General features: G+C 59.8%; 16 protein-coding genes. 10 read left to right on the plus strand and 6 right to left on the minus strand.

The window, feature by feature from the left end; translation table 11 throughout:
* Window positions 1–89: 89 nt before the first annotated feature.
* Window positions 90–1,136 carry a bifunctional diaminohydroxyphosphoribosylaminopyrimidine deaminase/5-amino-6-(5-phosphoribosylamino)uracil reductase RibD gene (gene ribD, locus GGU46_RS18945; RefSeq protein WP_183405135.1) on the minus strand — a complete coding sequence of 349 codons (1,047 nt, stop codon included), beginning with the start codon at window positions 1,134–1,136 and terminating at the stop codon, window positions 90–92.
* Between the two features lie 102 nt (window positions 1,137–1,238).
* On the opposite strand from ribD, the gene prmC reads away from it, so the two are divergent.
* The 7 genes from prmC (at window position 1,239) to rfbA (ending at window position 8,608) form a co-directional block, all read left to right on the plus strand.
* A complete protein-coding gene (prmC, locus tag GGU46_RS18950; protein WP_183405136.1) occupies window positions 1,239–2,102 on the plus strand; it encodes a peptide chain release factor N(5)-glutamine methyltransferase in 864 nt (287 codons plus the stop codon).
* A 135-nt stretch (window positions 2,103–2,237) separates the two neighbouring features.
* On the plus strand, window positions 2,238–2,834 hold the full coding sequence (locus GGU46_RS18955) for an acyltransferase (RefSeq protein ID WP_183405137.1): 597 nt from the start codon (window positions 2,238–2,240) through the stop codon (window positions 2,832–2,834).
* Window positions 2,835–2,901: 67 nt separating this feature from the next.
* The gene (locus tag GGU46_RS18960) at window positions 2,902–4,200 is read left to right on the plus strand and encodes a nucleotide sugar dehydrogenase (RefSeq protein ID WP_183405138.1); all 1,299 of its coding nucleotides are present in this window, start codon (window positions 2,902–2,904) and stop codon (window positions 4,198–4,200) included.
* A 93-nt stretch (window positions 4,201–4,293) separates the two neighbouring features.
* Complete coding sequence (gene galE, locus GGU46_RS18965; RefSeq protein ID WP_183405139.1) at window positions 4,294–5,319, plus strand: UDP-glucose 4-epimerase GalE; 1,026 nt, start codon at window positions 4,294–4,296, stop codon at window positions 5,317–5,319.
* A gap of 127 nt (window positions 5,320–5,446) precedes the next feature.
* On the plus strand, window positions 5,447–6,499 hold the full coding sequence (rfbB, locus tag GGU46_RS18970) for a dTDP-glucose 4,6-dehydratase (protein WP_183405140.1): 1,053 nt from the start codon (window positions 5,447–5,449) through the stop codon (window positions 6,497–6,499).
* A gap of 91 nt (window positions 6,500–6,590) precedes the next feature.
* The gene (locus tag GGU46_RS18975; RefSeq protein WP_183405141.1) at window positions 6,591–7,598 is read left to right on the plus strand and encodes an SDR family oxidoreductase; all 1,008 of its coding nucleotides are present in this window, start codon (window positions 6,591–6,593) and stop codon (window positions 7,596–7,598) included.
* Window positions 7,599–7,729: 131 nt separating this feature from the next.
* The gene (gene rfbA, locus GGU46_RS18980) at window positions 7,730–8,608 is read left to right on the plus strand and encodes a glucose-1-phosphate thymidylyltransferase RfbA (RefSeq protein WP_183405142.1); all 879 of its coding nucleotides are present in this window, start codon (window positions 7,730–7,732) and stop codon (window positions 8,606–8,608) included.
* A gap of 153 nt (window positions 8,609–8,761) precedes the next feature.
* Here the strand turns inward: rfbA and chrA are convergent, their stop codons facing one another.
* Both chrA and GGU46_RS18990 read right to left on the minus strand, forming a co-directional pair.
* Entirely contained in the window at window positions 8,762–9,985 is a 1,224-nt protein-coding gene (gene chrA / locus GGU46_RS18985; RefSeq protein ID WP_246399052.1) for a chromate efflux transporter, read from the minus strand.
* Between the two features lie 203 nt (window positions 9,986–10,188).
* Window positions 10,189–11,166 (minus strand): isopenicillin N synthase family dioxygenase, encoded by a 978-nt coding sequence (locus GGU46_RS18990; RefSeq protein WP_183405143.1) that lies wholly within the window; start codon window positions 11,164–11,166, stop codon window positions 10,189–10,191.
* Between the two features lie 364 nt (window positions 11,167–11,530).
* Here GGU46_RS18990 and GGU46_RS18995 point away from each other — a divergent pair, with 364 nt between their 5' ends.
* Complete coding sequence (locus GGU46_RS18995; RefSeq protein WP_183405144.1) at window positions 11,531–13,573, plus strand: OmpA family protein; 2,043 nt, start codon at window positions 11,531–11,533, stop codon at window positions 13,571–13,573.
* A 193-nt stretch (window positions 13,574–13,766) separates the two neighbouring features.
* On the opposite strand, the gene floA is transcribed toward GGU46_RS18995, so the two are convergent.
* Complete coding sequence (floA, locus tag GGU46_RS19000) at window positions 13,767–14,768, minus strand: flotillin-like protein FloA (protein WP_183405145.1); 1,002 nt, start codon at window positions 14,766–14,768, stop codon at window positions 13,767–13,769.
* Window positions 14,769–14,850: 82 nt separating this feature from the next.
* Window positions 14,851–15,318, minus strand: a complete 468-nt coding sequence (locus GGU46_RS19005) for an NfeD family protein (protein ID WP_183405146.1) — start codon at window positions 15,316–15,318, stop codon at window positions 14,851–14,853.
* A 110-nt stretch (window positions 15,319–15,428) separates the two neighbouring features.
* On the opposite strand from GGU46_RS19005, the gene GGU46_RS19010 reads away from it, so the two are divergent.
* The gene (locus tag GGU46_RS19010; protein ID WP_183405147.1) at window positions 15,429–15,947 is read left to right on the plus strand and encodes a GreA/GreB family elongation factor; all 519 of its coding nucleotides are present in this window, start codon (window positions 15,429–15,431) and stop codon (window positions 15,945–15,947) included.
* A gap of 53 nt (window positions 15,948–16,000) precedes the next feature.
* Entirely contained in the window at window positions 16,001–16,246 is a 246-nt protein-coding gene (locus GGU46_RS19015) for a hypothetical protein (RefSeq protein ID WP_246399032.1), read from the plus strand.
* Between the two features lie 139 nt (window positions 16,247–16,385).
* On the opposite strand, the gene proS is transcribed toward GGU46_RS19015, so the two are convergent.
* Window positions 16,386–17,861: a proline--tRNA ligase gene (gene proS / locus GGU46_RS19020; RefSeq protein WP_183405148.1), complete on the minus strand. Its 1,476-nt coding sequence runs from the start codon at window positions 17,859–17,861 to the stop codon at window positions 16,386–16,388.
* Window positions 17,862–17,940 lie beyond the last annotated feature (79 nt).

The following is a 17,940-nucleotide window of genomic DNA, read 5'->3' on the forward strand; positions in this document are numbered from 1 at the left end:
CAAAAGTACAAGGCAGTGCTTTCGGTTCCTCAGTCACTTCTTTATCACCATTTCCTCCTGTCACGATTCACCTCCTCACCTGTCACGATTCACTTTAAGTACACAAACACTTCATCTTCGCCCAGCCGGAATTGCTCATGCAGCCCGGTGAGGCCGATGTGGGGGGCCGCCACGCCGCCACCCAGCCGGCGGGCGCTGCGAATGACGCGGGCTTCGTCCCAGAGCCCATCTTTCAGCAGGGAGTTGAGCACCGTCGGGCCGCCCTCTACCAGCACTGACTGTACCTGCTGCTGCTGCAGGCTCTGCAGAATCTGCGGAAATAAATCCTCCGCCTGTGAAAGGGTGGTGAACGTGAGGTTATCCTTGGAGGCTCGCTCCCGATAGGTATACACAATGGTGGGCTGGCTACCATCGAAGAGGTGATGGGTTGGCGGCAGGCTCAGGTTTTTGTCGATGACGAGGCGGATGGGGTCGGGGCCGGGCCACTCGCGCACGTTCAGGCGCGGGTTGTCGTGCAGGGCCGTGCGCGTGCCCACCAGAATGGCGTGCTCCTCAGCGCGCCACTGGTGCACGGCTAAGCGGGCCAGCTCGCCGCTGATGGCTACCGGCTGAAAGTATGGTCCCGCCAAGTAGCCATCGGCGGTTTCAGCCCACTTCAGCACCACGTAGGGCCGCTGCTGCTCCTGAAACGTGAAAAACCGCCGGTTCAGCCAGCGGCCTTCCGCCTCCAGCACGCCGGTTTCAACTTGAATTCCGGCCTCCCGTAGTCTGGCAATGCCGCGGCCCGCTACCAAGGGGTTGGGGTCAAGATTGCAGATAACTACTTCCGCTACCTGCTTTTCAATGAGCAAGTCGGCGCAGGGTGGCGTTTTGCCGAAGTGGGAGCAGGGCTCCAGCGTCACGTACACGCGGCTTTGGGACAGCAGGTGCGGCTCCGTTACCGCCGCCACGGCATTCACCTCGGCGTGCGGGCCGCCATACTGCCGGTGCCACCCTTCGCCCAGAATGCGGTCCTCGTGGGTGATAACACAGCCCACCAGCGGATTAGGCCGGGTGTGGCCCTCGCCCAGCCGGGCCAGGTCCAGGGCGCGGCGCATCATCAGGTGGTCGAAGCTGGAGGAAGAAGCGGTTGGCATAAGCGGGTGGGTAGAGGTAGGCGGGCAGGCAGTGAAGATACAGCTCCCCGCGAAACCGGCGCCCGGCTCGAACCCCAGTCTGCGCTGTCGTACTTTTGCCCCATGCTCACGCCCACGCTTCGTCAGCTTACTGCCCACCTCGCGGCGGACCTGGCTACCCTCTACCCGGCTCCTGAGGCCGAAGCCATTGCCGGCCAAGTGCTGGAGCATCTGTTGGTGCTTACTCCCTTGCAGCGGCGCGTGCGAGGTTCTGAGCCAGTGCCCGCCGATACGCTGGCCGCCCTGGAGCCGTTGCGGGCCCGCCTGCTCCGCCACGAGCCATTGCAATACGTGCTGGGCCGGGCCCATTTTGCCGGCCTGGAGTTGGAAGTAACGCCCGCCACGCTTATCCCGCGCCCCGAAACCGAAGAGTTGGTCGCGCTTATTGCCGAAGAGCAGCGAGGCCGCGCTGGTTTGCATGTGCTGGACGTGGGCACGGGCTCGGGCTGTATCCCGCTGGCGCTGGCCCAGCAACTGGTAGCGCCCCATCTTACGGCCGTAGATGTTTCGGCGGAGGCCTTGGCTGTAGCCCGGCGCAATGCGGCTACTTACGAGGTTATCGTTGATTTTCAGCAGGTGGATATTCTGCGGGAAGAGCCCCGGCTGGCGGCCCCCCTGGAGGTATTGGTTAGCAACCCCCCCTACGTGCTGGAGCAGGAGCGCCCCCTGATGCGGCCCAACGTGCTTGACTACGAGCCTGCTACCGCTCTGTTCGTGCCCAACCACGACCCGCTGCTTTTCTACCGCCGGATTGCGCAGCTAGGCACTTGCATGCTAAAGCCGGACGGGGCCGTGTACTTCGAAATTAATGAGCAGTTTGCCGCCGAAACCCTTGCGTTACTACAAGGCCTGGGCTACCAGGCCGCCGAGGCCCGGCCCGATTTATTTGGCCGGCCCCGGCTGGTGCGCGCCACCTGGCCGGGGTAGGTGGGTTTGGAAGCAGACTGCCCGGCCGGAAGCAACCGGCCGGTAGTCAGGCGGAAGTGTCGCAATAAATTCTCAACACACTGCCAAAACCCCTACCTTTGCCGGCTGAAATTCTGCTCACCATCTTCCTTCGGCATGCCCGACGCTTCTGATTATTATGCGCATCCCACAGCCGTCCTGGACGAGGGCTGCCGCATTGGGGCCGGGTGCCGCATCTGGCACTTCTGCCACGTAAGCGCCGGTGCCGAGTTGGGCCCTGATTGCTCGTTGGGCCAGAATGTGTTTGTAGCAGAGGGCGTCATGCTGGGGCGCAACGTGAAAGTCCAGAACAACGTGAGCCTGTACAGCGGCGTGACGTGCGCCGATGACGTGTTTATTGGTCCTTCGGCCGTGTTTACCAACGTGCTCAACCCCCGGGCTGCCGTACCGCGGCGTGGTGCCGGGCACTACCAACCAACCCGCCTGGGTCAGGGCGTCAGCATCGGGGCCAACAGCACCATTGTCTGCGGCGTCAGCCTAGGGGAGTATGCGTTTGTGGGAGCCGGTTCCGTGGTCACGCGCGACGTAGCGCCCTACGCCTTGGTGTACGGCAACCCGGCCCGCCACCGGGGCTGGCTGAGCACCCACGGCCGCGCCCTGCGCTTCGGCGACGATGGCCGCGCCACCTGCCCCGAAAGCCAGGAGCAGTATCAGCTAACCGACGGCCTGGTTTCGCGTATCAGCCCCGGTTAGGTAGCTACGCAGCCCCTGGCCTGCCTTCCACTCATCTCAAGTATTCAAGTTCCTAAGTCCCGCTACCGTGTACGAGCAACTTCTCCAGAAACAGGCCAAGCTGGCCGTCATTGGCCTCGGCTACGTAGGCCTGCCCATCGCCCTCGAATTCGCCCGCAAAATCCAGGTTATTGGCTTTGATATCAATGCCAAGCGCGTGGACATGATGCGTAACAACATTGATCCGAGCGGGGAGCTGGAGGACAAGGACTTTGAAGGCTGCGACATTGAATTTACCGACTCGCTGGAGGTGCTGCGCCAGGCTACCTTCTACATCGTGGCCGTGCCTACTCCCATCGACGAGCACGCCCAGCCCGATCTGAAACCGCTGCTGGGCGCTTCCTCATCGGTGGGCAAAGTGCTGAAGAAAGGCGACTACGTGGTGTTTGAAAGCACCGTGTATCCGGGCTGCACCGAGGAAGACTGCATCCCGGTGCTGGAAAAGCACTCGGGCCTGAGCTTCGCGGGCGGCGACTTCAAGGTGGGCTACTCGCCCGAGCGCATCAACCCCGGCGACAAGGAGCATACCCTCTCCAGCATCGTGAAGGTAGTAGCCGGCGGCGACGCCGAGTCGCTGGAGGAAATTGCCCGAACCTACGAGCTGGTAGTGCGGGCCGGCGTACACCGCGCCAGCAGTATTAAAGTAGCGGAAGCCGCTAAAATCATCGAAAACACCCAGCGCGACGTGAACATTGCGCTGATGAACGAGCTGTCGATGATTTTTGACCGCATGCACATCAACACCTACGAGGTGCTGGAAGCCGCCGGTACCAAGTGGAACTTCCTGAAATTCTCGCCCGGTCTGGTGGGCGGGCACTGCATTGGCGTGGACCCGTACTACCTCACGTACAAGGCCAAAGAGCTGGGCTACGACGCCAAGGTAATTCTGTCGGGCCGCACCACCAACGACAATATGGGCGCCTACATTGCCCGTAAAACGGTGCAGACCATGATTAAGCAGGGCAAGGATATTTCCAAAAGCCGGGTGCTGGTAATGGGCGCTACTTTCAAGGAAAACGTGGAAGATATTCGCAACTCCAAGGTGGCCGATGTCATCAATGAGCTGAAAAACTTCTCGGTGAACGTGGACATCGTGGACCCCCACGCCGATTCGGAGGAGCTGTACCACGAGTACGGTTTCCGCCTGACCCCGGAAGGTGAAGTCCGCACCGACTACGATGGGGTAGTGGTAGCCGTGAGCCACCAGCCCTACGCTGCCCTGGACGAAGCCTACTTCAAAAGCATTACCAACCAGCCCGCGGTGCTGGTTGACATCAAGGGCCTGTTCCGCGGCAAAATCAACGACCTGGCGTACTGGAGCCTGTAAATCAGTCGGCAGTGGTCAGTTACCCGGTAGCAGGGCCAGCTACAGGCTACATAACGGGTAATTGGCAACTGACAACTGGCAACTGACAACTAAATGGACAGAATCAAAATTCTCGTTACAGGTGGTGCCGGCTACATCGGCTCGCACGCAGTAGTGGAGTTGTATGAGGCCGGCTTTCAGCCCGTTATCATTGATAACTTTGTCAATTCCCAGGAATCGGCCCTGCGGGGAGTGGAGGAAATCCTGGGGGTGAAGGTCCCCTTCCACCGCATTGACTGCAACGACCTGGAAGCTATGCGGGCCGTATTTGCCGAGGAAGGCAGCCTGCGGGGCGTCATCCACTTTGCAGCCTACAAGGCGGTTGGCGAATCGGTGCAGAAGCCGCTGGAGTACTACCAGAATAACGTGGGTTCTCTGCTAACGCTGCTGCAGGTGATGCGCGAGTTTGGCGTGGAGGCCCTGGTGTTTTCCTCTTCCTGCACCGTGTACGGCGTACCCGACGCGTTGCCCGTAACCGAGCAGACGCCCACCAAAAAAGCCAACTCGCCCTACGGTGCTACCAAGCAAATGTGCGAAGACATTCTGCGCGACGTAGCCGCGGCGCCCGATGCTAGCCTGCGCACTATTCTGCTGCGCTATTTCAACCCGATTGGGGCGCATCCGTCAGCCAAAATCGGGGAGCTACCCCTGGGCGTCCCCCAGAACCTGATTCCGTACGTGACCCAAACGGCGGCTGGCATCCGCGAAAAGCTTACCATCTACGGCAACACCTACGACACGCCCGACGGGACCAACATCCGCGACTACGTGCACGTGGTGGACCTGGCGAAGGCCCACGTAGTGGCCGTTCAGCGTCTGCTCGATGCCCAGGCCGAGCGGGTAGAAACCTTTAACGTAGGCACGGGCCGCGGTAACTCGGTCCTGGAAGTGGTGCAGGCCTTCGAGCGGGCTACCGGCCAAAAGCTGAACTACGTTATTGGTCCGCCCCGCGCCGGCGACGTGCCGGCTATCTATGCCGATGTAACCAAGTCAACCCAGGAGTTACACTTCCAGACTACTTCTACCCTGGAGGAAGCCCTGAGCAGCGCCTGGAAGTGGCAACTATCATTGGGTGCGTAACTTAGTGGCTGGGCAACTGCCTGATTCGCTTTTGTTTACGTGAGCAGGCTGGATTATTCACCTAGTTGCTTGGCGGTACTCAGCTCTGCCTACTCAGTTACTCGATTACTCAGTTACTCCTGAAAGAATGAAAATCATTATTACCGGCGGAGCCGGCTTCATCGGGTCGCACGTGGTGCGGCTGTTCGTGACCAAGTATCCGCAGTATCAGATTCTGAACCTGGATGCCCTGACCTACGCCGGCAACCTGGAAAACCTGCGCGATATTGAATCGGCCCCCAACTACCGGCTGGTGAAAGGGGATATTACCGATCAAGCCTTCGTGGATCAGCTGTTTGCTACCGAAGAGCCCGACGCGGTAATTCACCTGGCCGCCGAGTCGCACGTGGACCGCAGCATTACCGATCCGCTGGCCTTCGTGAAAACGAACGTGCTGGGCACGGTGCACCTGCTGAATGCGGCCAAAAACCTGTGGAAGCCTCTGGGCTACGAGGGTAAAACCTTCTACCACGTGAGCACCGACGAGGTGTATGGCTCCCTGGAAATGGGCCCCGAGATGTTCACCGAAGACACGCCCTACGACCCTCGTTCGCCGTACTCGGCCTCCAAAGCCTCGTCGGACCACTTCGTGCGGGCCTGGCACCACACCTACCACATGCCCGTGAAGCTGAGCAACTGCTCGAACAACTACGGGCCCAACCACTTCCCCGAAAAGCTGATTCCGCTGGCCATCCACCGCATCCGGACGGGCCAACCGGTACCCGTGTACGGCAAGGGCGAGAACGTGCGCGACTGGCTGTTCGTGAAAGACCATGCCACGGCCATCGACGCAGTGTTCCACAAGGGCAGGGTAGGAGAAACCTACAACATTGGGGGCGTGAATGAGTGGAAAAACCTCGACCTCATTCACCTGCTCTGCGACACGCTGGATGAGAAAACGGGTAAAGAAAAAGGCACTTCGCGCCAGCTTATCACCTTCGTGACGGACCGCGCCGGCCACGACCTGCGCTACGCCATCGACTCCAGCAAAATCATGAACGAGTTGGGCTGGAAGCCTTCCGTAACGTTTGAGCAGGGTCTTTCGCAGACGGTAGATTGGTACCTGGAAAATCAGGAATGGCTCGACCACGTGACCAGTGGCGCCTACCAGACGTACTACCAGCAGCAGTACGGGAATTAATTAATAATTGAGGATTAGTAGTTAGTAATTGAGGTAGCTGCTTCGCCCGCTACTTCCTCATTGCTAATTACTAATTACTAATTCATACAACGTGTACGAAACTCCTTTTCACGACCAGCCGCTCGATAACCTGGCTTTCCTGGTAACGGGCGGCGCCGGCTTTATCGGCTCGAATCTGGTGGAATACCTGCTCAAGTATGGCGCCAAAGAGGTGCGCGTGCTGGATAATTACTCGAACGGCTTCCGCAAAAACGTAGCGCTGTTCGAGGGCAACCCGGCCCTGCGCGTGATTGAGGGCGACATCCGGGACCGGCAGACCTGCCTCGATGCCTGCCAGGGTATTGATGTGGTGCTGCACCAAGCCGCTCTCGGCTCAGTACCCCGCTCCATCAACGACCCCATCACGAGCAACGACGTGAACGTGGGCGGTTTCGTGAACATGCTGGTAGGCGCGAAAGAAGCCGGCGTGAAGCGCTTTGTGTACGCGGCTTCGTCCTCAACCTACGGCGACCACAAGGCGCTGCCCAAGGTAGAAGAACGCATCGGCAAGCCCCTCTCGCCCTACGCCGTAACCAAGTACGCCAACGAGCTCTACGCCGACGTGTTTGGTAAAACCTACGGCATGGAAATCATCGGGCTGCGCTACTTCAACATCTTCGGCCCCCGCCAAGACCCGAACGGGGCCTACGCGGCCGTAATTCCCTTGTTTATTGATGCCGTGCTGGAAGGCAAACGCCCGCGCATGAACGGCGACGGTGGCCAGACCCGCGACTTTACCTTCGTGGAGAACTGCGTGCAGGCCAACATCCGGGCGGCGCTGGTGCAGAACCCGGAGGCGGTAAACCAAGTGTACAACATTGCCGTGGCCGACCGCACTTCCCTCAACGACCTGTTCAATATTCTGAAGGAAGAAGCCGGTTCCGATATCACCCCCGAGTACGGCCCCGACCGCCCCGGCGACATCCGCGACTCCCTGGCCGACATCAGCAAAGCGCAGAATCTGCTAGGCTACAACCCCCAGATTCGCATCCGCGAAGGCCTGCAGAAAACGCTGGCTTGGTTTAAAGCCAACCAGGCATTTATCCAGGAGCGGAATTAATCTATTGTCATCCTGAGCAAAGCGAAGGACCTTCTCGCGTCAGATAGTACGTATCTAACGTAGGTCGTTCAGGCGTGAGAAGGTCCTTCGCTTTGCTCAGGATGACACGATAAACAACTCTTCCCCATAACATGAAAGGTATCATCCTCGCCGGCGGTTCCGGCACGCGGCTGCACCCGCTCACGCTGGCGGTTTCCAAGCAGCTCATGCCCGTCTACGACAAGCCGATGATTTATTATCCCTTGTCGATTCTGATGATGGCCGGCATCAAGGACATCCTCATCATCACGACGCCCCACGACCAGGCGCAGTTTCAAAAGCTGCTTGGCGACGGTAAGAACCTGGGCTGCAACTTCCAGTACACCATTCAGGAAGTGCCCAACGGCCTGGCCCAGGCCTTTGTGCTGGGTGCCGACTTCATCGGCGACGACAAGGTAGCCCTGGTGCTTGGCGACAACATCTTCCACGGCGAAGGCATGGAAGAGCTGCTCAAAGCCAACAACGACCCCGACGGCGGCGTGGTGTACGCCTACCACGTGCACGACCCCGAACGCTACGGCGTAGTGGAGTTTGACGCCAACAACAAGGCCCTCAGCATCGAGGAAAAGCCCAAGCAGCCCAAGAGCAACTACGCGGTACCCGGTCTCTACTTCTACGACAATGAGGTAGTGGAAATTGCCCGCAACCTGCAGCCCTCGGCTCGTGGTGAGTATGAGATTACCGACGTAAACCAGGAATATCTGCGCCGCGGTAAGCTGAAAGTGGGTATCCTGGGCCGGGGCACGGCTTGGCTGGATACCGGTACGTTCGAGAGCCTGATGCAGGCCGGTGAGTTTGTGCGGGTACTGGAGCAGCGCCAGGGCCTGAAGGTGGGCTCCATCGAGGAAATTGCCTACCGTCAGGGCTTTATTGATGCTGACCAGCTGCGCAAGATTGCTGAACCCCTGCGCAAGAGCGGCTACGGCGACTACCTCCTGCACCTGCCCGAACAGCTGGTGGTAAAGGGCTAACAGGCCGGTCACCAACTAAAACGAAATCAGCCCGTCCTTCCTCCCTGGAAGGGCGGGCTGATTTCGTTTCTCGGCGGCTCAAGTACCCGACGTGCCCCTGTTAAGGTTTGGGCAGCGGGGGGTAGGGCGGCTTAGGGCTAGTGGCTGGGGTAACTAAAACACGAAGCCAGCCAGCAGGGCCACCAGTACAATCACGTAGGAGGGAACCCGCTCCCAGAGCAGCAGCAGAAACGTAGCGGCAATAAGGGCCAGATTAACAGGAGTATCGGGCAGGGGATGATACAGCAGGAAAGTGGCGGCACACACTAGGCCGGCCGATACGGCGTTGATACCTTCCAACGAAGCCTTAACAACCCGGTAGCGCTTCAGCTGGTCCCAGAACCGGATTAGAAAGAAGATAAGCAGGGTGCCGGGCATGAAAATGCCCACGGCTCCTACCAGGGCCCCCAGCAGTTGCCCATCCAGGCCGCTGCCGTCGCGGCGCATGGCCAGGGCTCCGATGTAGGACGCAAACGAGAAGTTGGGCCCCGGCAAGGCCTGCACCATGCCCAGCCCCGAAAGAAATTCTTCGGGGGAGAGGTAGTGCTTGAACTCGACAAACTCGGTGTAGAACAGCGGGGCCAGCACCTGTCCGCCCCCGAACACGAGGCTGCCATTGCGGTAGAAGTTTTCAAACAGGCGCACCGGCAACAGCTGGGTGTACTGGCCCAGCACGGCGGCCCCAATGAATACGCCCAGCCAGAGCACAAAATTCGACCACTCGATCCGCAGCGGCACCTTAGGCTCTTGGGGGAGCTTGCGGTAGCGGAAGGTAGTAACCAGCCCCCCCAGCAGCAGCAGCAGGGGCATCAGCCAGGGCACCTGAAACTGATACACGAGCATGGCCGCAATAACCATCAGGGCCACCGATGTCTTGGTGTGAATCACCTTCTCGGCAATCTTGTACGCCGAGTAGGCCACAAAGCCAATGGCCACGGGCTGCACGTACTGCACCAGCCGGGCTACCTGGGCTTTATCGAGGTAGCTGATGGTCAGGCCGGCTCCGGTCATCAGGCATACGGCGGGTAGCATCCAGACCAGCAGCGTGAGGTAGGCCAGATTAGGACCACCCAAACGGAAGCCAATGGCCGTAATGGTTTGGGTGGAGGTTGGCCCCGGCAGAATCTGGCAGAGGGCCGTGAGCTCCAGCAGCTCGGCGGCCGTGAGGTAGCGGCGCTTATCTACCAGCAGACGCAGCATCATGGCCATGTGGGCCTGCGGACCGCCAAAGGCCGATAGGCCCAGGGCGGCTACATCCTTGAGAAAAATGATATTGCGCACCCGCTTGACCCGTTCCGAGCGGCGGGGCGGCGGGGCCAGCTGGATGTCTTCGTGCAGAGCCAAGGTAAAAGCGCAAAGTCAAAAGGGTGCCAGGCAAGATACGCGTTGCCGCCGGTTGTAGCGCGTTGCCGCCCGTAGCTTTCCTGGCCGCGCCCAGCACTAATTGAACGGGACCTTACGAGTTGCCTTCGCGCTACACCACAACGGCCCGCCTCCGGGGTGGGAGGCGGGCCGTACCATGGGTGCTCCGAGAAGAGCAGTTACTTCTTTTTCAGGCCCAACTCAATAAGGCGCTCATTCAGGAATTCGCCGGCGGTAATATCGGCTTCCTTCTTGGGGTTATCAGAGGTTACGCAGCTTTCCAGGGCGGCCAGGCTCATTTCGGAGCGCGGGTGCATGAAGAACGGAATGCTGTAGCGCGAGGAGTTCATTTTCTCGCGGGGCGGGTTCACTACGCGGTGAATCGTGCTCTTGAGCACCCCATTGGTCAGGCGCTGGAGCATGTCGCCCACGTTTACCACAATCTGGTCGGGCAGGGCCGTAATCGGAATCCACTTGCCGTCGCGGCGCAGCACCTGCAGGCCATCGGCCGAAGCGCCCATCAGCAGGGTAATCAGGTTGATGTCGCCGTGCTCGGCGGCGCGCACGGCGTCAGCGGGCACCTCATCGGGGTTTTCGATGGGGTAGTAGTGAATGGGGCGCAGGATGCTGTTGCCGTTGCGCACCTTGTCGTCGAAGTAATTCTCCGGCAGCTGCAGGTACAAGGCAATGGCGCGCAGCACGTCCTTACCGGCCGACTCCAGCGTTTTGTAAGTGGTCAGCGACGTATCGGCGAAGCTGCCTACCTCCTGGGGCCAGATGTTATCGGGATACTCCGATTTAATGGGGTCGTTGGCGTCGTCAACCTCTTGGCCTACGTGATAGAACTCCTTCAGGTCGCCGGTGTTGCGGCCCTTGGCGTGCTCCTTGCCCTTGCTTACGTAGCCGCGCTGGCCCGCCAGCTCCGGCTTCTCGTACTGCCGCTTCACGTCGTCGGGCAGCGAGAAGAAGGCCTTTACATCCGTGTAAAGCTTCTCGGTCTGCTCTTCCGTCAGGCCATGATTTTTGAGGGCGATGAAGCCAATGTTCTGGTAGGCTTCGCCGAGTTGTTGTACGAAGCGGGCTTTGCGCTCAGGGTCGCCGGAGCGAAAGTCAGCCAAATCGAGGGAGGGAATTTCCTCCAGCAGCTTTTCTTCCATTGTGAAGAGAAATTGTACTTGTGGGGGGACTGGGTACGCGGGGCGCAAGGTACTCAAAAAAAAGCCCGCTGCGCTCAGGCTCAAAACTTCATTCGGTAGCGCCGGGTTTTGGCCGGGCGCGTTTCTTGTCGGCAGGAACTGTACTTTAGCGCATCAGAAAGCCGGCGCTACCGGTCAGAGCTGGACCAATAGCGCCGGCTTTTTTACTTTCACCTGCGTGAAAGGGCTGCCGGATTGGCGGTACTTTTAGCGCGGCTTTCGCCGGGCATCGAAACTTCCGGGTGGTCCAGGACGTCTTCAGGGTTCTGGATTATCGTTTGTCCGTAGGTGTTCTCCCGAAAGCGTTTGTTTTGGCCTTGATTGTATGAACGTTACAAAAATACTGTTGTCGCTGGGGTTGGTGGTAGGGATGAACTCGCTGGCAAAAGCACAACACGCGGTGTGGGCGTCCAAAATCGTGGCGGTGTCGTCGCAGAAGACGGAAGGTAAAGAGCCCTTCTCCCCGGAGAAAGTGCTGGGCGAACCCAACGCTACCCCGCTGGGCCAGGCCAGCAACGAGGCCTGGATTCCGAAAAAAGAAGGCAGCAACGAGTTCATTGAGGTTCGGTTCGGCAAGTCGCTGATAGCCAAGCAAGTTACGGTGGTGGAGAATTTCAACCCCGGCTCGGTTACGAAAATTGAGCTGGTGGATACCCGCGGGGCCAAGCACCAGGTATACACCAACGACAGCCCCGGCCCCATTCCGGAACAGTTTCGCTCCCTGCAGGTGACGTTTTCGCCCGGCACCTACCGCACCATTGGGGTTATTGTCACCATGAACACCAAGGCCGTGAACGGCGTGAACCAGATTGACGCCATCGGTATTGCCGATGTAGCCGAATCCATGGTGAAAAAGGAGTTCCGCAACGAGCAGCCCAGCGTGAGCTTCGACTCGGCCATGGTAAACCTGGGGCCCAACGTCAACTCCAAATACGTGGACACCCACCCGGTTATTTCGCCGGACGGCCGCACCCTGTTTTTTGCCCGTCAGGAAAGCCCCCAGAACGTGGGTGGCGCCAAAGACGTGCAGGACGTATGGTACAGCAACCTGGCCAACCCCCAGAAGAAAACCTGGAACCAGGCCAAGAACATTGGCAGCCCCATCAATACGCCCGGCCCGAACGGCCTGGCCTCGGTGTCGTCGGACGGCAATACGGCCGTGCTGATTAACGTCTATAACCCCGATGGCTCCCTCGACCCTAAGGGCTTGAGCATGGCCCGGCGCACCAAAACGGGGTGGAGCCAGCCAGTGAAGATTGAAATCGAGGATTTCTACAACAATGACGAGGAAAACGTGGATTACTACCTCGCTACCTCGGGCAAAGTCCTACTCATGGCCGTGGACCGCCGCGACGGGCAGGGCGAGCAGGACATCTTCGTGAGCTTCCTGAAAGCCGACGGTAAAGCGTGGAGCAAGCCTAAGAACCTGGGGGCCAGCATTAACACCAAGAAGCCGGAGTTTGCGCCTTTCCTGGCCGCCGACGGCAAAACCCTGTATTTCGCCTCGGAAGGGCACGGGGGCTACGGCAAAAGCGACGTGTTCTACTCCAAGCGCCTTGATGACAGCTGGACCAACTGGAGCAAGCCCCGTAACCTGGGCGCCAGCGTCAACTCCCCCGATTTTGACGCTTACTATACCGTATCGGCGGCGGGTGAGGATGCGTACCTGGTGTCGGCGCGCAATGGCATTGGGGGCTCCAAGGACATTTTCCGCATCAGCCTGACGCCCACCTTCCGGCCGGAAGTAGTAACGCTGGTGCGCGGCAAGGTGCTGGATGCCGCTTCCAAGAAGCCGGTAGCTGCTACCATTCGCTACGAAAACCTGCTGACCGGCGAGGAAATTGGGGTGGCCGAAACGAGCCCCATCGATGGTTCTTACACGATTGTGCTGCCCTCGGGCGCCCACTACGGCTACCGGGCCGAGGCCAGAGACTACCTCGCCGAATCGGACAACCTGGACGTGACGGACCGCCAGAAGTACTCGGAGGTAAACCAGGACTTGTACCTGGTGCCCTTCGCCGTGGGCCAGACCATCAAGCTCAACAACATCTTCTTTGCCCAGAGCAAGTACTACCTGCGCGAAAACTCCTACCCCGAGCTGCTGCGCCTGGTACGCATCCTGAAAGACTACCCCCAGGTAGAAATTAAGCTAGAGGGCCACACTGATAACCAGGGCGACCCGCAACTGAACGTGAAGCTCAGCCAGGACCGGGTAAACGAGGTAAAGAAGTATCTGGTGAGCAAGGGCATCAGCGGCAACCGTATCACAACGGAAGGCTTTGGAGGAAGCAAGCCCATTGCCAGCAACGAGCAGGAGGAAACCCGCAAGCTCAACCGCCGCGTAGAGTTCCGGATTACGAAGAAGTAAACCCTTCGCAACTGGCTGGCTGTGGTAAAGTACAGCCCTCCTGTCATGCTGAGCGCAGCGAAGGACCTTATCCCGTCTGAACGATGGACGCTACAACGTCTTGTTCCCGCGTGATAAGGTCCTTCGCTGCGCTCAGCATGACAGGTGTTGTTATAGGCTACAGGCCGGGTAGAAATTCGTCGCCTGGTAGCAATTAGCTCAGGCGCGTCTCGTCGCGGCCGGGCTTGGTGCTGCTGCTCTGGCCGCCAGGGTTGGCAATAGAGTCGCGCATATCTGTGTCGGCCTGCACGTTGCGCATTTTGTAGTAATCCATCACGCCCAGGTTGCCGGAGCGGAAGGCTTCGGCAATGGCTTTCGGAATTTCCGCTTCGGCCTCTACCACGCGGGATTTAGCTTCCTGGGTTTTGGCGCGGTTTTCCTGCTCCATAGCCACGGCCATGGCCCGGCGCTCTTCGGCGCGAGCTTCGGCTACACGCAGGTCGGCGGAGGCCTGGTCGGTTTGGAGTTTGGCCCCAATGTTTTCTCCAATGTCTACGTCGGCAATATCAATGGAGAGAATTTCGAAGGCCGTACCCGCATCAAGGCCTTTGCTGAGCACCAGCTTAGAAATCTTGTCGGGGTTTTCGAGCACTTCCTTGTGGGAGCGGGACGAGCCGATGCTGGTCACGATACCTTCGCCCACGCGAGCCAGAATGGTTTCTTCGCCGGCGCCGCCCACCAGCTGGGCAATGTTGGCGCGCACGGTCACGCGGGCTTTGGCAATCAGCTGAATGCCATCCTGGGCCACGGCCGCCACGTTGGGCGTGTTAATCACCTTGGGGTTTACCGAAGTGGTTACGGCCTCGAATACGTCGCGCCCGGCTAGGTCAATAGCGGTAGCCTGCTTGAAGCTAAGGGGGATGTTGGCTTTGTCGGCCGAAATCAGGGCCTTAATGACGCTGGGTACGTTACCGCCGGCCAGGTAGTGCGTTTCCAGGTCGTTGGCCGTCAGTTCCAGGCCGGCTTTGGTAGAGGTAATCAGGGAGTTGACGATAAGAGACGGCGGTACCTTGCGCACCCGCATAAAAGCCAGCTGAAACAAACTCACCCGCACCCCTGAGAACAGCGCCGTAATCCAGAGGCTGATAGGGAAGAAGTACAGAAACACCAGCAGCACAATGCCACCGACGATAATCGGGAAGAAAGGAAAGTCCATGCGGGAGGTTTGAGAAGATGAAGAGGGGTAGGGAGGCTTGCAGTCGGCAACTAACAACAAAAAGAGAGAACTGCGCGGCGGCTTACGCCAGGCCTTCCACCACAATGCGGTTGTGCTCGATGCCCAGTACCCGCACCTGCGTGCCAGCCGGCACAAACTCGCCCCGCGTGGTTACCTCCCGCCGGTCGTCATCGAACAGGACAGTGCCTGCTGGGCGCAGGGCCGACAGGGCGCGGCCGGTAGTGCCGGGTTGCACATCGGGGTGGCGTGCATCGTGCACGCGGGCGTGGTTCACGCTGGTTAGCGCCACCCGGTTGATGGCTTTGGGCCGCAGCCCCAGGTACACCAGCACCCCAATAGCTACCGTGGAGCTGCCCAGCAGAACATGGCCGGTAGTGGCGCCCAGGTCGCGGTAGCTGAACCAAATGCCGGCGGCCAGCAGCCCGAAGCCCACCAGCCCCACCACCGTAGTACCCGGAATAAAAATGACCTCGGCCACCAGAAACAGCAGGCCAAATACCAGTAGCAGCGCAATCGTGAGCCAGTCCATAGGGTAGAAGGTTTAGTTGGGAAAAGATACGCAGAACCCGGCTCAGTAGCGCAGTAAGTTAGGGTAGCTGGCCCCGCAACCCCACTCCGGCTGGCGCGTTAGCAAGGGCTATGAGCCGCGCATTTACCAAAGAAGACGATTCGCTGGAGGCCCCCATCATCCCGCCCCGGCCCGCCCTACCTCCCGGAACGCCCAATTACGTGACCCCAGAGGGCCTGGAGCAGCTACGGCAGGAACTGGTGGCGCTGGAAGCGGAGCGCACCCTGGCCGAGGCCAACCGCGAAAACGAGGCCGACCGTACCCGCCGTCTGACGGTGCTTAACGGTCAGCTCAGCGCCCTGAACGCCCGCATTGCCAGCGCCAAGGTAGTAGACCCGCGCAGCCAGCCGCCTCAGGAGGTGCGGTTCGGGGCTACCGTGACGTTGCGGCCGGCAGCAGGGGTAGGGGCCGAGCGCAGTTTCACGATTGTGGGCGTTGATGAGGCCTCGGTGGCGGCGGGCAAGGTAGCGTTTGTGGCCCCCATTGCCCGGGCCGTGCAGGGCGCCAGGCTGGGCCAGCGCGTGCAGGTGCGGCTGGGAGCTAAGATAGAGGAGCTGGAAGTAGCCGCTATTCAGTACGGCGAAGGGTAGCACCCCAACGTAGGGGTAGGGAACCTGCGCCCACTCCCGGCGTACTACCCCCCATGATGACACAACGCGAAGTAACCGACTCCCACAACACCACCTGGACCTGCGTGCAAGCCTACGCCGGCGTAGAAACCGCTGCTACCGCCGAAGCCGTAGAGCGCAGCACTACCAATGAGAGCGGCGTAACGGTGGTGTGCACGCCCACCGGCGGCGCCCAAACCGTGCGGCTGGAGCTAGCCCCCGACTGGCAGGAACATCTTTCGGATGATGAGCTAAAGCAGGCTATTGCCGCTGCCCGGTAGCAAAAGCCGGTCATGCTGAGCGCAGCGAAGGACCTTATCACGGTAAAACGGGCCGTTATTACGATGGTCGTTCTGGCGTGATAAGGTCCTTCGCCCTGCTCAGCATGACCGGCTTTTTAACTCCGGCTTCAAGCTCCGCTTAGTAAGCGCGGGCAAAGTGGGCGCGGCGCTTGGAAGGGCGCCCCGTCACGATGCAGATGCCTTCTTCCTCCGCCTCAGCCAGGGCCAGGCAGCGGATGGTGGCTTTGGTTTCTTCCTTGATGCGCTCCTCGGTTTCCGAGGTGCCATCGTAGTGGGCCACCACGAAGCCGCCTTTGCCATCGAGCACCTGCTTGAACTCCTCGTAGCTTTCTACGCGGGTAGTGTGGTTTTCGCGGAAGTTGAGGGCCCGGCGGTAGATGTTCTGCTGAATATCCTGCAGCAGCTGGTCCACACTGTTTACAATGTCGGCCAGGGGTAGGGTCATCTTCTCCTTGGTGTCGCGGCGGGCCACTTCCAGGGTGCCGTTCTCCAGGTCGCGCATGCCCACGGCAATGCGCACGGGCACGCCTTTCAACTCCCACTCGGCAAACTTGAAGCCGGGGCGCTCGGTGTCCCGGTCATCTACCTTCACCGAGATGCCGCGCTCAATCAGACCCATCTGCATGGGGCGGATGCGCTCCATCAGCTCCTCGAGCTGGCCGGTTTTGTAGATGGGTACAATCACCACCTGGATGGGGGCCAGCTTGGGGGGTAGCACCAGGCCTTCATCATCAGAATGCGCCATAACCAGGGCGCCCATCAGGCGGGTGCTCACGCCCCAGCTCGTGCCCCATACGTGCTCCAGCTGGCCGGCTTTGTTGGTGAACTGCACATCAAACGCCTTGGCGAAGTTCTGGCCCAGGAAGTGCGAGGTACCGGCCTGCAGGGCCTTGCCGTCCTGCATCAGGCCCTCAATACAGTAGGTTTCAATGGCACCGGCAAACCGCTCGTTCTCGGTCTTTACACCCTTTACCACGGGTAGGGCCAGCCACTCCTCGGCAAACTGGGCGTACACCTCCAGCATCTGGCGGGTTTCGGCCAGGGCCTCTTCGGCGGTGGCGTGGGCCGTGTGGCCTTCCTGCCACAGAAACTCGGCGGTGCGCAGGAACAGGCGGGTGCGCATTTCCCAGCGCACTACGTTGGCCCACTGGTTGATGAGCAGGGGCAGGTCGCGGTAGCTTTGAATCCAGTTTTTGTAGGTGCTCCAGATGATGGCCTCCGAGGTGGGCCGCACGATTAGCTCCTCTTCCAGCTTGGCGTTGGGGTCCACGCGCAACTTGCCCGGCTTATCAGGGTCATTCTGCAGGCGGTAGTGGGTTACTACGGCGCATTCCTTGGCGAAACCCTCGGCGTTTTTCTCCTCGGCTTCGAACAGGCTTTTGGGCACGAACAGCGGGAAATAGGCGTTCTGGTGGCCGGTGCGCTTGAACATATCGTCGAGGGTGCGCTGCATCTTTTCCCAGATGGCGTAGCCGTAGGGCTTAATCACCATACAGCCCCGCACCGAGGAATTCTCCGCTAAACCAGCGCGCTTCACCAACTCGTTGTACCACAGCGAGTAATCTTCACTGCGCTTGGGCAAACTTTTGCTCATATTCAGAGTATCTTAGAGGTAGCGAAAAAGTTCCTTTTTTGGTACAAGATTTGTCGTACAAAATAGGGCACCGTTTCGG

It is taken from the genome of Hymenobacter latericoloratus (genome assembly GCF_014199535.1).
GTDB lineage: Bacteria > Bacteroidota > Bacteroidia > Cytophagales > Hymenobacteraceae > Hymenobacter > Hymenobacter latericoloratus.

Coding starts and splice junctions, on each gene's coding strand:
- GGU46_RS19015 (WP_246399032.1), top strand. CDS start 16,001: ATGATGACACAACGCGAAGTAACCGACTCCCACAACACCACCTGGACC.
- GGU46_RS18990 (WP_183405143.1), bottom strand. CDS start 11,166: ATGGAAGAAAAGCTGCTGGAGGAAATTCCCTCCCTCGATTTGGCTGAC.
- floA (WP_183405145.1), bottom strand. CDS start 14,768: ATGGACTTTCCTTTCTTCCCGATTATCGTCGGTGGCATTGTGCTGCTG.
- GGU46_RS18995 (WP_183405144.1), top strand. CDS start 11,531: ATGAACGTTACAAAAATACTGTTGTCGCTGGGGTTGGTGGTAGGGATG.
- GGU46_RS18955 (WP_183405137.1), top strand. CDS start 2,238: ATGCCCGACGCTTCTGATTATTATGCGCATCCCACAGCCGTCCTGGAC.
- GGU46_RS19010 (WP_183405147.1), top strand. CDS start 15,429: ATGAGCCGCGCATTTACCAAAGAAGACGATTCGCTGGAGGCCCCCATC.
- prmC (WP_183405136.1), top strand. CDS start 1,239: ATGCTCACGCCCACGCTTCGTCAGCTTACTGCCCACCTCGCGGCGGAC.
- ribD (WP_183405135.1), bottom strand. CDS start 1,136: ATGCCAACCGCTTCTTCCTCCAGCTTCGACCACCTGATGATGCGCCGC.
- GGU46_RS19005 (WP_183405146.1), bottom strand. CDS start 15,318: ATGGACTGGCTCACGATTGCGCTGCTACTGGTATTTGGCCTGCTGTTT.
- rfbA (WP_183405142.1), top strand. CDS start 7,730: ATGAAAGGTATCATCCTCGCCGGCGGTTCCGGCACGCGGCTGCACCCG.
- rfbB (WP_183405140.1), top strand. CDS start 5,447: ATGAAAATCATTATTACCGGCGGAGCCGGCTTCATCGGGTCGCACGTG.
- proS (WP_183405148.1), bottom strand. CDS start 17,861: ATGAGCAAAAGTTTGCCCAAGCGCAGTGAAGATTACTCGCTGTGGTAC.
- galE (WP_183405139.1), top strand. CDS start 4,294: ATGGACAGAATCAAAATTCTCGTTACAGGTGGTGCCGGCTACATCGGC.